Annotated in this window: 12 protein-coding genes; 8 read left to right on the top strand and 4 right to left on the bottom strand. The window is 66.8% G+C overall.

The features are described 5' to 3' along the window. Positions 1 to 62 precede the first annotated feature (62 nt). Positions 63 to 968 carry a LysR family transcriptional regulator gene (locus tag PFX98_RS11120; RefSeq protein WP_285235274.1) on the top strand — a complete coding sequence of 302 codons (906 nt, stop codon included), beginning with the start codon at positions 63 to 65 and terminating at the stop codon, positions 966 to 968. 62 nt (positions 969 to 1030) lie between these two features. Here PFX98_RS11120 and PFX98_RS11115 read toward each other — a convergent pair whose 3' ends face one another. Then, complete coding sequence (locus PFX98_RS11115; RefSeq protein ID WP_285235273.1) at positions 1031 to 1720, bottom strand: LrgB family protein; 690 nt, start codon at positions 1718 to 1720, stop codon at positions 1031 to 1033. Beyond that, positions 1717 to 2100 carry a CidA/LrgA family protein gene (locus PFX98_RS11110; RefSeq protein WP_285235272.1) on the bottom strand — a complete coding sequence of 128 codons (384 nt, stop codon included), beginning with the start codon at positions 2098 to 2100 and terminating at the stop codon, positions 1717 to 1719. Before PFX98_RS11110 ends, PFX98_RS11115 begins: the two co-directional genes overlap by 4 nt. A 218-nt stretch (positions 2101 to 2318) precedes the next feature. On the opposite strand from PFX98_RS11110, the gene ccoG reads away from it, so the two are divergent. Together ccoG and PFX98_RS11100 are read left to right on the top strand one after the other, a co-directional pair. Continuing rightward, complete coding sequence (ccoG, locus tag PFX98_RS11105; protein ID WP_285235271.1) at positions 2319 to 3770, top strand: cytochrome c oxidase accessory protein CcoG; 1452 nt, start codon at positions 2319 to 2321, stop codon at positions 3768 to 3770. Between the two features lie 12 nt (positions 3771 to 3782). Next, complete coding sequence (locus PFX98_RS11100) at positions 3783 to 4412, top strand: Crp/Fnr family transcriptional regulator (RefSeq protein ID WP_285235270.1); 630 nt, start codon at positions 3783 to 3785, stop codon at positions 4410 to 4412. Between the two features lie 43 nt (positions 4413 to 4455). Here PFX98_RS11100 and PFX98_RS11095 read toward each other — a convergent pair whose 3' ends face one another. Both PFX98_RS11095 and PFX98_RS11090 read right to left on the bottom strand, forming a co-directional pair. Further along, positions 4456 to 5895: an aminotransferase-like domain-containing protein gene (locus PFX98_RS11095; protein ID WP_285235269.1), complete on the bottom strand. Its 1440-nt coding sequence runs from the start codon at positions 5893 to 5895 to the stop codon at positions 4456 to 4458. 109 nt (positions 5896 to 6004) lie between these two features. Beyond that, the gene (locus PFX98_RS11090; protein ID WP_285235268.1) at positions 6005 to 8188 is read right to left on the bottom strand and encodes a TonB-dependent receptor; all 2184 of its coding nucleotides are present in this window, start codon (positions 8186 to 8188) and stop codon (positions 6005 to 6007) included. Positions 8189 to 8708: 520 nt separating this feature from the next. On the opposite strand from PFX98_RS11090, the gene PFX98_RS11085 reads away from it, so the two are divergent. From PFX98_RS11085 to PFX98_RS11065, 5 genes are read left to right on the top strand one after another with little or no spacing between them, the layout of a single operon-like run. Beyond that, positions 8709 to 9926, top strand: coding sequence for a cytochrome-c peroxidase (locus tag PFX98_RS11085; RefSeq protein WP_285235267.1), 1218 nt, complete (start codon positions 8709 to 8711; stop codon positions 9924 to 9926). 36 nt (positions 9927 to 9962) lie between these two features. Continuing rightward, positions 9963 to 11252 (top strand): porin, encoded by a 1290-nt coding sequence (locus PFX98_RS11080; protein ID WP_285235265.1) that lies wholly within the window; start codon positions 9963 to 9965, stop codon positions 11250 to 11252. Next, positions 11252 to 11800, top strand: a complete 549-nt coding sequence (locus PFX98_RS11075; RefSeq protein ID WP_285235263.1) for an FMN-binding protein — start codon at positions 11252 to 11254, stop codon at positions 11798 to 11800. The genes PFX98_RS11080 and PFX98_RS11075 overlap by 1 nt, the downstream gene beginning before the upstream one ends. Before the next feature lies 1 nt (position 11801). Further along, entirely contained in the window at positions 11802 to 12554 is a 753-nt protein-coding gene (locus PFX98_RS11070; protein WP_285235262.1) for an FAD:protein FMN transferase, read from the top strand. A 3-nt stretch (positions 12555 to 12557) separates the two neighbouring features. After that, entirely contained in the window at positions 12558 to 13049 is a 492-nt protein-coding gene (locus PFX98_RS11065; protein WP_285235260.1) for a hypothetical protein, read from the top strand. Positions 13050 to 13188 lie beyond the last annotated feature (139 nt).

The following is a 13188-nucleotide window of genomic DNA, read 5'->3' as shown; positions in this document are numbered from 1 at the left end:
GCGCCCGGTAGTCCCTAATATCGGGCCTCATCGTTCTACGAATAGGACAATGACCAAGAGCCATGCAAGACCTTAACGATCTGATGTACTTCGCCCATGTGGTCGATCACGGCGGCTTCGCGCCGGCCGCGCGAGCGCTGGGCGTACCCAAATCCAAGCTCAGCCGCCGCATCGCCCTGCTTGAAGAGCGGCTGCGGGTACGCCTGATCCAGCGCTCGACGCGGCGCTTTGCGGTCACCGAGGTCGGGACCAACTACTACCGTCATTGCAAGGCCATGCTCGTGGAGGCCCAGGCGGCGCAGGAAGCAGTCGAGCAGGTGTCCGGCGAAGCGCGCGGTCTGGTCAGGATCAGTTGTCCCATCGCCCTGCTGCACGCCCGCGTTGCGGCCATGCTGGTGGAGTTCATGGCGCTGAACCCCAAGGTCGAGATTCAGTTGAAAGGCATCAATCGCCCCGTCGACCTGCTGGCCGAGGGCTACGACATCGCCATCCGCGCACGCACCCCACCGCAGGAAGACAGCAGCCTGGTCATGCGGGAACTCGCGCAACGCGACTGGTATCTGGTCGCCAGCCCAGACTTCTGCAAACGGCATCCCCTGCCCGCCATCCCGGCCGACCTGACCGGCCTGCCCAGCCTGGCGGACGGACACACCGAACGCGAGCACAAATGGCATCTGATCGGCCCCGGCGAGGTCACGGCGATGATCACCCATGCCCCGCGCCTGATCACCGACGACATGTACTCGCTGCGCGCGGCGGCCGTCGCAGGGCTAGGCATCGTGCAATTGCCCGCGATGATGCTGGGCGATCAACTGCGCAACGGACAGCTGGTGCGGCTGCTGCCGGGCTGGTGCTCCAAGGGCGCCATCGTCCATGCAGTATTCCCGTCACGGCGTGGCCTGCTGCCGGCCGTGCGCGGCCTGATCGACTTCCTGGCGATGAAGTTCAAGGAGCTGGAGGAAGACTAGACCAGCGCATGGCGTTTTGCCTCGCGCGTTGACAGGTCGGAAATCTGGGCGCCCGGTCGACTTCACATCCAGCGCGAGATCCACGGCAGCGCCAGCACCGTCAATGCGCCCATCAATCCCATGGCCAGCGCTGCGAAGGCCAGCGCCTGGGGCACCAGTTGCTGAGCCTTGGCTGTTCCGATGGCATGTGCGACGAGCCCAAGCGCCAGGGCCGTCGGCTCCGCGCCCTTACACCTGATCAGACGCAGCAGTATCGGCACCATGCTGCTGCCCAGCACCCCGGTGATGACCACGCCAATCCCTGCCAATGCGGCATTGCCGCCTACTTGTCCGGCCGCAGCCATGGCCATCGGCATGGTCGCCGAGCGCGGCAGCAGCGACAGCATCAGTGGCCCAGGCAATTGCAGCGTGCGCCCCAGCAGCCAGCCGCTCGCCAGGGCGGCCGTGCAAGCGGCCAGCACGGCCGCGAGAACAGGCATGGCGCGGCGCCGCCACAACGGCATCTGCTGGTACAGCGGCACCGCCAGTGCCACCACGGCCGGACCGGCCAGGCGCTGAAGCCAGATGGTGGCTTCGGCATAGTGCTGGTAGCTTGTGCCACCGAGCGCAAAGACAGACAGAAGCAGGGCCGTGCCGCTGACCACGGGCAGCGTGTACCAGTGCGCACCCCATTTCCCCTGCAGGCGACGCGCCCCCGCATAGGCCAGGCCGGTGACCCCGCACCACAGCATCGTCGTTGCGGGGTCACTCATCGCGACCGTCTGGCTGCCGCCGTGTAGGCCACTGCCGCGCAAATCGTCGTGGCCACGACTCCGGCAGCGCACACCAGCAGCACAGCGACCCCATATTGCCGCAGCAGCGCAAGATGCTCGCCAACACCCGCCACCAGCGGGATCAGCGGCAGCATCAGATGCGACAGCAGCGCACCTGCCACCAGCGCAAGGCCACGGGGCACGCAACCAACGAGGCATAGGCCGCCCCACAGCAGCAGCATCCCCACCACAGCCCCGGGCACCGGCCAGGACAAGGCGCGAACCGCAGCCTCCCCGGCCAACTGGCAAGCAAGCAGCAGCGCTGCGCCAAGCAGCCATTGCAGAGCCAGGCAAACACGGATATGAACGCGATCCAGCATGAGCTCCATTGTGGAGGGCGGCACCCGGGGCAAGCCGGATCAGAGCTGGCCTATCACTACCGGATCAGATCGATTGCCGCAACAACTGATATGGTCAATTTGACGAATATCTGAATCTTGGCACCCAGTGCAAGGGCTGTGACGATTCGCTCCAGCTTGGCCATGCTCTGCCCCACGTGGGGTTCTGCAGCCAGGCGCACCGACTGCAGGAGCACATCATGTCTGCCACCCGCCGGGTCATCCCGCTGGTCCCTGTCACCGACCTCACCGGCGGCCCCGGGGTCGAGCCGTCAATCAAGATCCAGGCGCGCCATGTCAACGGCCGCTTTGCCCGCTGGCGCTGGGCCTTCGTGTGGCTCACGCAGCTGCTGTTCTATGGCCTGCCCTGGCTGAACTGGCAGGGCAGGCAGGCCGTGCTGTTTGACCTCGAGGCGCGGCGCTTCTACCTGTTTGACGCCGTGCTCTTCCCCCAGGACCTGATCTACCTGACCGGGCTGCTGGTGTTCAGCGCCCTGCTGCTATTCGCGGCCACGGCCATTGCCGGTCGCGTGTGGTGCGGCTTCGCCTGCCCGCAAACCGTCTACACCCAGCTGTTCATGTGGATCGAGCAGCGCACCGAAGGTGACCGCCTGGCCCGCCTGCGCCTGGATGCCGCCCCCTGGTCGGGTGCCAAGCTGCTGCGTCGCGCCGGCAAGCATGCGGCCTGGGTGGGCCTGAGCCTGCTCACCGGCTTCAGCCTGGTCGGCTGGTTCGCGCCGGTGCGCGAGCTGGCCAGTGCCCTGCCCGCCCTCACGTTCGGGCCCTGGGAGGCGTTCTGGATCCTGTTCTATGGCGCGGCTACCTATCTGCATGCCGGCCTGCTGCGCGAGAAGGTCTGCCAGCACGCCTGCCCCTATGGCCGCTTCCAGGGCTCGATGCTGGATGCCCGCACCCTGGTGGTGAGCTATGACGTGGCGCGCGGCGAGCCGCGCGGTGCGCGTGCCCGCGGCACGGAGGCCAGTGCCAAGGGCCAGGGCGACTGCGTGGACTGCACGCTGTGCGTCCAGGTCTGCCCGGTGGGCATCGACATCCGCCAGGGCCTGCAGGCCGCCTGCATCAGCTGCGGCCTGTGCATCGACGCCTGCGACCAGGTGATGGACAAGCTCGGTTCGCCCCGCGGCCTGGTGCACTTCGGGGCCATGCAGCCGGCTGGTGCAGGCGCAGGCCCCGACGGCTGGCGCCAGGCGCTGAGGCGGCCACGGGTGCTGGTGTATGGCACGGCGCTGGCGGTGCTGGCCGCGGCGATGGCCTGGGGTTGGGCGCAGCGCCCCGAATTGCGGCTGAACGTGATGCGCGACCGCAGCGTGATGGCCCGGCAGGTGGACGATGGCGCGGTGGAGAACGTCTACCGCCTGCAGGTGATGAACGCCAGCATCCAGCCGCGCAATCTGCGCCTGCAGGCCCTGGCTGGAGAAGGGTCCGAGGCCAGGCCGCTGCAACTGGCCTACCGTGAGGCCCTGAGCGTCGGCGCGGCCGGCGCCACCACCTTGGTCGTCACCGTGCGCATGGAGGCCGGGCAGGCCCATGGCCACCGCGCCGGAACACCCGTGCCGATCCGCTTCGTGGTCGATGACGCGGCGCCCGGCGCTGCGGCACAGGCGCAGGCGGTCAGCACCTTTCTGCCTGCCTGAGGCGCCCTCTTCATGAGCAGGAAGAACGCTGCCCTGGGCCGGCTGCCCTGTCTGGCGCTCGGCCCCGACCACCACGTCTGGTCTCAGGGCGCCGCGCCCAGGGGCGAGTTGCTGTTCGTGCGGCAGGGCATCCTGCGCCTGGAGCGGGTGACGGCCGCCGGCGAGCGGCGCATCGTCGGTCTGGCCGGACGCGGCATGCTGCTGGGACTGGAAGCCTGGCTCGGCCAGACCCATGCCGACGATCTGGTCAGCTGCACCGAGGTCCGATTGCTGCGCCTGCGCTGCGGGGATGCGGACCGCGCCATGCGGCGGCAACCGCAGCGCTACACACGGCTGCTGCGGCACTGGCAGCAGGGCCTGAGCGAGGCGCAGGCCTGGTCCGCCGAACTGCTGCGCGGCTGCGCACGGCAGCGCACGCTGCAGCTGATCCAGCGCTTGCTGCTGCTCAGCGCCGCGCGCGGTAGCCATCCGACGGTCTGGCTGCCGCGCCGGCATGACATGGGCGCGATGCTGGGATTGACCGAGGAGACCGTGAGCCGCCAGATCAGCGGCCTGCGCCGGGACGGCATTGTCAAAGCCCTGGACCCGCGCAATGCGCAGGTGGACATCGCGGCCCTGGCCCGGGCATTGGCCGCCACCTGAGCGCGGCGGCAGTTGGCCGGATCCGCGCCGCACGCTTGCGTCGTTAGCGGACGGCAGCCAGTTCCGCAATGGCCAGTTCGCCAAGCCGACGCAGGGCGTCATCCACACGGGCATCGCCAGGGTGGCCGACATTGAGGCGCAGATGGTGCACAAAGCGCCGGTCGGCCGAAAACAGCACGCCAGGTGCGGTGCTGATGCCCAAGGCCATCGCGCGATGGTGCAGTGCCAAGGCATCGACGGCGGGCGGGAGTTCCAGCCATAGGAAGTAACCGCCGGCCGGGCGGGAGACCCGCGTGCCGGCCGGGAAATGCCGCTCGATCAAGCGCCGCGCGCGCTGCTGCTCGCCCGCCAGCTCGGCGCGCAGCCTGCGCAGATGGCGGTCGTAGCCACCCTGGGCAAGGTAGTCGGCGATGGCCAGCTGGGGCGGCAGGGCAGTGGCCAGCGATGTCATCATCTTCAGGCGCTGCACCAGAGGCGCATAGCGCCCGGCGGCCGCCCAGCCCACCCGGTACCCGGGCGCGAGGCATTTGCTGAACGAGGCGCAATGCAACACGCCGCCTGCCTGGTCGAAGGCTTTCGCGGGCGGCGGCCGCCGTACATCGGCATACAGCTCGCCATACACATCGTCCTCGATCAGAGGCACGCCATGTCGAGCCAGCAGGGCCACCAGTGCCTGCTTGCGCGCGCTGGGCATCAAGGCGCCCAAGGGATTCTGCAGCGTAGGCATGAACCAGCAGGCCGCCACCTTCTGGCGCGCCAGCAGCTCGGCCAGGGCCGCCAGGTCCACGCCCTCCTGCGGATCCGTCGCCACCTCGACCGCCTTCAGATTCAGCCGCTCCAGCGCTTGCAGCGCGGCATAGAAGGTCGGGCTCTCCACCACCACCACATCGCCCGGCACGGTAACGGCCTGCAGGCACAGATTGAGCGCCTCCATCGCGCCGTTGGTGATCACCAGCTCGTCCTCGGCCAGCGGCACGCCCTGCAAGGTGTAGCGGCGGCGCAGTGCCTGGCGCAGGGCGGCATCGCCGGCCGTCAGCGCCCCCGTGATCTGCGCGGGCTTGACGCGCCGCATGGCCCGCGCACCGCTGCGCGCCAAGGCATCGAACGGAAACAGGTGCGCCGCCGGAAAGGCCGATCCCAGCGGTACTACGGCGGGATCGCGGGTGGACTCCAGCAGCTCGAAGGCCAGCGCGCTGACGGCCACCGCGGTGGCCTCGGTGCGCGGCGGTGCCAGCTGCGGCAAGGCGCGCGCCGACCGCTTTTGCGCTCGGACGTAGTAGCCCGAGCGCGGTCGCGCGTCGATCAGTCCGCGCGTCTCCAGCAGGCCATAAGCCTGGAACACCGTGGAGGGGCTGACGCCGCGGCGCTGGCAGGTCTGGCGCACCGACGGCAGGCGCTCGCCGGCCTGCAACAGACCGTCGCGCATGGCCTGTGCCATCTCATCCGCCAACTGCTCGTAGCGGGTGTTTCCCTGGTCGGGCATCTGGTCTGGTCAGCGTTATAGATGGCGGGATCTTACCGACCAGAGCGCGCTTGAGCAGCATGCCGCCGCGCCCTAACTCAGCTGGCGTCTTGCTGGCCTTGCCCGAGCCTCAGAAGCTGCCATGCAGGCTGGCACGGAACGCCCGTGGCGAACCAGGGGTGATGTTGTTGTCGCCATTGGCCAAGGCGTAGTACTTCTTGTCAGTCAGATTCTCGACGTTCAGCTGGACCTTGTAGTTCGCGCTGAGCGCCATGAACAGCGCCGCGTCGATGCGGGTATAGGCGGGCAGGGTGACGGCATTCGCCGTCGAGGTGTAGCTGTCGCCGCGGTGGATCAAGCCCAGGCCCCCACCGAGCGATGGCGTGAGGTCGTAGCGATTCCAGAGCGACAAGGTGTGCTTGGGAACGTTCTGCACGGTGGCGCCAGCGAGGGCCGTGGCTGAGGCCTTGGCGGTCAACTTGGCGTCTTGGTATGCGAAGCCGCCATGGATGTGCCAGTTCCTCGTCACGTCGCCGCTGATACCGACTTCAACACCCTTGGTGCGCTGGCCATCGACCAGCTGGTCCACGATGCCAGTGACAGCATTGGGGACCGCCACGTTGGTGCGGTTCAAGCGGTAGATAGCAAGGGTGGCCAGCAGCTCGGGCTTGATCTCCCATTTGCCGCCGACCTCATAGTTGATGAACTTCTCTGGCTTGAGCCCCTTGTTGACGTTGCTCAGGCTGCTCAGCTGGTCTCCGCCGCGCGGGAAGGATGCCACGCTGTAGTTGGCGTAGAGCGACAGAGCCGCTTCGGGCTTGAAGAGAATGCCGACGCGCGGTGAAACCAGATGATCGTTGCTCGACAACTCGGCCGGGGCCGACGGCGTCGGTGCAAGGATGCCGGTAGCGACGTGGTTGCGATAGCGCAGCTTGAAGCTGTCGTAGCGCAGACCGGCAATCAGCTGCCACTGCGGCGACAGCTCAAGCTGGTCCTGCATGTAGATGCCGGCAATCTTCGCCTTGCTCTGGCCGTCGCGATCGGAACTGCTGCCGCCCAGGACGTAGGTGACGGGCAGCGGACCATCCGGTGCCGCCAGCGGGACGTTGACCGACGTGACCGTTGCATTCGCGAACTTGCCCGTCATGCGAAGGTAGTCGGTGTCTTGCAGACCGAGTTCCACCCCCGCCAAGATTCTGTGCTTGATGCTGCCGCTGGCGATGTCGAAGGTCAGGTCGGTCTGGTTGAACAGATTCTTGCGCCATTGGTGGTTGTTGTAGGCGCTGATCGGCACCTGCTTGGTAGCGACGTTCACCGCGCCAGCGTTGTAGTTCTGATAGAACTTGTCGTAGTCGGTGTAGCGCGTCTTGTTGCTCACATGCACGCCGCTGCCAAGGTCGTGCTCGAGAGTGGCACTCAGTGCGTTGGAGATCAGCCGCGTCGGACGGCTGTCCGGGTTGGCGTCACCAAAGAACGCATCAACCGGCAAATCGACGGGGCGGCCCTGCAAGGAAGGGACGCCACGGTCTGTGGTGCGCCGATCCTCAAGATGCTCAAGGCCTAGGACCACGGTCGTGTCCCTGCTTGGGTGAAGGGCCACCGTTGGATTGACGCCGGAGCGCTTCAGGCTGAAGTTGCGTTGATAGCCCCCCGAGTCCTCCACCATGCCCGTCACGCGCACGGCCGCGGCATCACTGAGTGCTTGGCCAAGGTCGGCGACCAGGCGCCGATTCTGATTCGAGCCTAGTGTCAAATCGAAGGCGCGAACCTTGCGCCAATCCGCCTGCTTGGTCACGCGATTGATGACGCCTCCGGAACCACCCCGCCCGAAGATCATGGCATTGGGCCCGGTGAGCGCTTCCACGCGCTCGACGTTGTACAGGTCCCGGTAGTACTCGACGTCGTCGCGCACACCGTCGATGTAGAAGTCGCCCGAGGCGCTGTTGCTCCCCCGGAAGACGGGCGAGTCACGATTGCCCTCACCATTGGCCATGCCAATGCCTGGCACATAGCGGGTGACGTCCGCCATGCTTTGCATCGCCAGATCCTTGATCAAGGCTTCGGTCACGACAGTGATGGTTTGCGGCGCGTCGAGCACGGCCAACTCGGTCTTGGTGGCGCCCATGGTGCGCTTGACCGCGTACTTGTCGCGTTCGGCCTGTGCTGCCGCCCTCACGACCGGGAGCACGGTGTCTTCAGGCGTCGTTTGCGCACGGGCAGATGCCCATTGGGAAGTGACTGCGAGGGAGATCACGAGGCGGACGGCAGTGGCGGTTCTGCGGCGAACAAACGGCGTCTGGCCGAGGGTGCTCAAGGCATGGTCTTGGTTCACGGATGTATCTGAAATTGAGGTGTGTAGATTCGGACCGCTGGAAGTTCGCCCAACGCGACCAATGAGGCATCAGATGCGAATGATTCGCATTGCGTGCCAATGTAGGAGCCCTGCCAAAGAGCTGTCAACGTCTGTTCCAGGCGCTGCGCTCAACATTGCTCGGTTTGTTGAGGGCCATCAAACTCGACGCATCCGCAGGCCACCTCCAACGCGCCTCCGGCTTCAGTTCGGGCGCAAATGCATGCGCTTCACGCTCGACCAAGTGGCGCCTCTCTCACGGTGGCCCAGTAGCAACTTCCAAGGTTGACTTCCGCCGCTGACTGATCTCGGCCGGGGCTGTGTCCGTGGGCGCCAACGGCCCCCAGTCATCCATGGAAGTTCCAGCCCTGCCGTGAGATCAAACGCTCATTCAGGCAACGCTGGCGGGAAGTTTTTACAAATCGCAAATGCGAATTGATATCATTCGCATCACAAAATTGATTGCAATGAGCAGATTCACAACATGAGGTATCGATCACCATCGACCCGCAGCACAGGCTACATGGCCGCGCTGGCGACACTGCTGGCCCTTGCCCTCCAGGCCTGCGGTGGCGGCTCCAGCGCCCCTGAGACCGGGCCCGGCGAAACCACGGACGGCGCGCTCAGCGCCCGCGCCAGCCTGGGCAAGCAAATCTTCCATGACGCCTCACTGTCAGCGTCTGGCCGCCAGTCCTGTGCCAGCTGCCATGCGGCCGAAACCGGCAATGCCGGCCCGCGCAGCACCGGCGTCACCGAGCCTGGTGGCGTCGCGCTGGAACTGCAAGGTGGCCGCACCTCCCCCAGCATCCGCTACCTGGCCGGCAACAAGGCCTTTGGCTTCGACGCCGAGGGCACGCCCAACGGCGGCTTCTTCTGGGACGGCCGTGCTGCCAGCCTGCAGGATCAAGCTGGCAAGCCCTTCTTCAACCCCAAGGAGATGGCCAACGCCAGCACCGAGGAACTGATCGCGCGGCTGGCCAAGGCCCCCTATGCGCCAGCCTTCCAGCAGGAGTTCGGCGCCGACATCCTGCGGCGCCCGGCCGACGCCCTGGCCCGTATGCAGCTGGCCCTGCAGGCCTTCCAGCTGGAGGATGCGAGCCTGCGCGCCTTCAGCAGCAAGTACGACGAGTTCCTGCGCGGCCGTATCACGCTCAGCGAGCCCGAACTGCGCGGCCTGGCCCTCTTCAATGCCAAGGACAAGGGCAACTGCGCCGCCTGCCACCCCTCGGCGAGGGGCGCCGACGGCAGCTTCCCGCTCTTTACCGATTTCAGCTACGACGCCTTGGGCGTGCCGCGCAATACCGCGCTGGCACAGAACGCCGACCCGAGCTTCTATGACCTGGGGCTGTGCGCCCGCGAAGGCGGTGACATGGCGGCGCGACGCGATCTGTGCGGTGCATTCAAGGTGCCTTCGCTGCGCAATGTGGCGCTGCGCAAGGCCTTCTTTCACAACGGCCGCTTTACCGATCTGCGCGAGGTGCTGAGCTTTTACGTGCAGCGCGACGTCGCCCCGGAGAAGTGGTACCCACGCCTGCCTGACGGCAGCATCGACAAGTTCAACGACCTGCCGGTCGAATTACGCGGCAACGTGAATGTCAGCGAGGGGCCCTACAACCGCCGGCCCGGCCAGGCCCCAGCGCTCAGTGAGGCTGAGATCGACGATCTGCTGGCATTTCTGCGCACGCTCAGCGACGCACGCTGAGTCCGCTCCCAAAGTCCCTCTCCAAGCAAACCCGTCATGAACAAGAAACTCTCTCGCACACCGCTGCTACACACCCTCAGCTTGAGCCTGATGCTGGCGATCGGCACGGCCCAAGCCCAGACCCCTGCCGAACAGGAGTTGCTGCGCCGCGTGGACCAGCTCGCCGCCGAGTTGGCCAAGCTGCGCACCGAGCTGGCGCAACTGCAGCAGCAGGCGCCTACGCAGCCTTCGGCGCCGGCTGCCAGCATCGCAGCCCTGGTGGAACCCGCACCCGCGGCTCAAGCCCGCACCGTGCTGGGCGGCTACGCCGAACTCAACTACAACCGCCCCAACAACAACGGCAAGGACGCGCAGGCCGATCTGCGCCGCCTGGTGTTGGGGGTCCAGCATCGCTTCGACGAGAAGACCAAGATCGTCACCGAAATCGAGGTCGAGCATGCCGTGGCCTCTGCCGGGGACCCCGGCGAGGTGGCGATCGAGCAGGCCTATGTGGAGCATCAGTTCCACCCCAACTGGGCGCTGCGCGGCGGCCTGTTTCTGATGCCCATGGGCCTGCTGAACGAGAACCACGAGCCCACCGCCTACTACGGTGTGGAGCGCAACTTCGTCGAGACTGCCATCATCCCCAGCACCTGGCGCGAGGGTGGCATCCAACTGGTCGGCCAACTGGACAGCGGCTGGACGCTCCAGGCGGGCATCGCTACCGGCTTTGACCTGAACAAATGGGATGCCGCCAGCAGCGAGGGCCGCGAGTCGCCGCTGGGCGCCATCCACCAGGAGTTGGCGTTGGCGCGCTCGCGCGACCTGGCATTGTTTGGCGCTGCCAACTACCGCGGTATCCCCGGTCTGCTGCTGGGCGCCAGCGTCTTCAGCGGCCAGGCGACCCATAGTCAGCAGGCCGCCAGCTCGCGCATCACCCTGTGGGATTTGCATGCGCGCTGGACGCCCGGCCGCTGGGACCTCTCAGCCCTCTATAGCCGCGGCAGCATCTCCAACACCGCAGCGCTCAACATGCCCCTGGTGGGCAGCGACAGCCTGATCCCGGCGCGCTTCGATGGCGCCTATCTGCAGGCCGCCTACAAGCTCTGGGAACAGGGCAGCTATGTGCTCAAGCCCTTCGCGCGCTGGGAGCGTTTCAACACCGCCAGCCGCTATGCCGAACTGGGCGCCGGCCTGACACCCGAAGCGAGCGACAGCGAACGCGTCGTCACCCTGGGCGCCAACTTCGAATTCGCCCCCGGCGTGGTGCTGAAGGCCGACTTGCAGCGCTTCCGTCTCAACAAGGATCTGAACCGCGTCAACCTGGGCCTGGGCTGGAGCTTCTGATGCGCCTGGCTCTGACGACGGCCATTTGCAGCGTCGCGGCCATGGCGCCCAGCGGTGCCTTTGCCGTGGACTACATGACGGCCGAGGCCGCCGCCAAGCTGATGTTCGCCGAGGCCGACCGTTTCGAGCTGCAGGACTGGCTGCTCGACGCGGCTCAGTTGCAGGCCATCGCAGCCCTGGGCGTGAAGCCACGCAGCGCGCGTTGGCAACTGCGCCTGGCCTACAAGGGCAAGGAGTTGCTGGGCGTGCTGGTGGCCGACGAGGTGCTGGGCAAGTTCGAGCTCATCAGCTACGCGGTGGGCGTGGGCGCCGACGGCCGGCTGCGCGGCCTGGAGATCCTGGCCTACCGCGAAAGCCATGGACACGAGATCCGCAGCGCCGCCTGGCGCAAGCAGTTCGTTGGCAAAGCCCAGGGCGCGCCCATCAAGCTGGGTGAGGACATCGCCAATATCTCCGGTGCCACGCTCTCCTGCAGCCATGTCACCGACGGCGTGAAGCGCATCGTCACGGTGGTGGAGCAGGCGCGCCGCTCCGGGCGCCTGGGCTGATATGCAGCTGCAGCGCCGCGCCCAGCCTTGGCTGGGCACGCTGCTGGAGATCAGCCTGCGGCATGCCGATGCGGCCGCCGGCGCGGCGGCCCTGCAGGCAGGCTTTGCGCTGGTGGCTCGGCTGCAGGGCGAGCTCTCTCGTTTCGAGCCAGACAGCGACATCGCGCGCTTCAACGCTCTGCCGCCGGGGCAAGACCTGACCCTGAGGCCTGCGGCTCAGCATGTGCTGGCCGTGGCGGCCTGGCTGCGCAACCGCAGCGGCGGCGCCTTCGACATCAGCCAGGGCAGCGGTTGCCGGGGCTGGACCCTCGCGCGCGGCCGCCTGTGCAAAACGGAGGCTGGCACCCATCTTGACTTGGGCGGTATTGCCAAAGGCTATGTGGTGGACCGCCTGATCGCCCAGCTGCGCCGCGCCGGCTGCGCCTGGGGCGCGGTGAATGCCGGTGGCGACCTGCGCGTGTTCGGACCCCTGCCCCTGCCGCTGTACCTGCGCGACGAGCACCACGGTGGGCTGCGCGAGATCGGCAGCCTGGCCGACGGCGCCTTTGCTAGCAGCTATTACGGGCCCGACAGCCGCAGCCGCCTGACGGGTGCAGCACCTGGCCTGGACGTACAGGTGGCGGTGGCCGCACCCAGCGCGTTATGGGCCGACGCGCTGTGCAAGCTGGTGGCACTTGGGCTTGAGGGACAATCCGCCCTCCTTGATCGGCTGCGGGCCCTGGCCTGGACCTGGCACGTCGACCCCGCAGTCTGAACCATGCGCCACCACCACGCACTGAAGATTCCTCGCTGGCAAAAACGCTGGCTCTATACCGGCTTTGCGCTGCTGCTGTTGAGCGGCCTGCCCTGGCTGCTGCTGCATTACGGCCGCGATGCCGATGCCCTGCCCACCACCGGGGAGGCCTGGTTGATGCGCCTGCATGGCCTGGCCAGCATGTTCTGCCTGCTAGGGCTTGGCATGCTGACCAGCAGCCATCTGCTGCCTGGCTGGCGCTTGAGTGGACGCATGGGATGGGCACAGCAGCGAAGCACTGGTCTGTGGGTCAGCGTCAGTCTTGCGCTGTGCGTGCTGCTGGCTTATGGGCTCAGCTATATGTTCCCAGAATCGCTGCATGCAGGCGCCGGGTGGGCGCATGCCGGAACGGCCGTAATGGCGCTGTCTTCATGGTGGCGGCATCGGCGGCTCGCTCGACGCCATGTCGCAGCCAACGTAGCGGCCGCACGAGTGCAAATGCCCACGAGAAAGTGAACCGCAGCGCCGGGCTCGTCGCGCCGTGGTTCGTCTTGCTCACCGCTTCATTCCGCTGATCGACTTGCTGGTTTCAACGGCGTCGCCACCACAACCAGATCCCGCTGCCACACAGCGCTACAAGCGCAAGTCCGAGCAA

Origin of the sequence: Paucibacter sediminis (genome assembly GCF_030254645.1) — a bacterium.
Classification (GTDB): domain Bacteria; phylum Pseudomonadota; class Gammaproteobacteria; order Burkholderiales; family Burkholderiaceae_C; genus Paucibacter_B; species Paucibacter_B sediminis.
Note: the sequence above shows the minus strand (reverse complement) of the source record. Positions and strands in the feature narration are given on the sequence as shown.

Bases quoted from the DNA above. Each gene is read 5' to 3' on its own strand.
- PFX98_RS11120 (WP_285235274.1), top strand. From the start codon at position 63: ATGCAAGACCTTAACGATCTGATGTACTTCGCCCATGTGGTCGATCAC.
- PFX98_RS11080 (WP_285235265.1), top strand. From the start codon at position 9,963: ATGAACAAGAAACTCTCTCGCACACCGCTGCTACACACCCTCAGCTTG.
- PFX98_RS11075 (WP_285235263.1), top strand. From the start codon at position 11,252: ATGCGCCTGGCTCTGACGACGGCCATTTGCAGCGTCGCGGCCATGGCG.
- PFX98_RS11065 (WP_285235260.1), top strand. From the start codon at position 12,558: ATGCGCCACCACCACGCACTGAAGATTCCTCGCTGGCAAAAACGCTGG.
- PFX98_RS11100 (WP_285235270.1), top strand. From the start codon at position 3,783: ATGAGCAGGAAGAACGCTGCCCTGGGCCGGCTGCCCTGTCTGGCGCTC.
- PFX98_RS11110 (WP_285235272.1), bottom strand. From the start codon at position 2,100: ATGCTGGATCGCGTTCATATCCGTGTTTGCCTGGCTCTGCAATGGCTG.
- PFX98_RS11070 (WP_285235262.1), top strand. From the start codon at position 11,802: ATGCAGCTGCAGCGCCGCGCCCAGCCTTGGCTGGGCACGCTGCTGGAG.
- ccoG (WP_285235271.1), top strand. From the start codon at position 2,319: ATGTCTGCCACCCGCCGGGTCATCCCGCTGGTCCCTGTCACCGACCTC.
- PFX98_RS11095 (WP_285235269.1), bottom strand. From the start codon at position 5,895: ATGCCCGACCAGGGAAACACCCGCTACGAGCAGTTGGCGGATGAGATG.
- PFX98_RS11115 (WP_285235273.1), bottom strand. From the start codon at position 1,720: ATGAGTGACCCCGCAACGACGATGCTGTGGTGCGGGGTCACCGGCCTG.
- PFX98_RS11085 (WP_285235267.1), top strand. From the start codon at position 8,709: ATGAGGTATCGATCACCATCGACCCGCAGCACAGGCTACATGGCCGCG.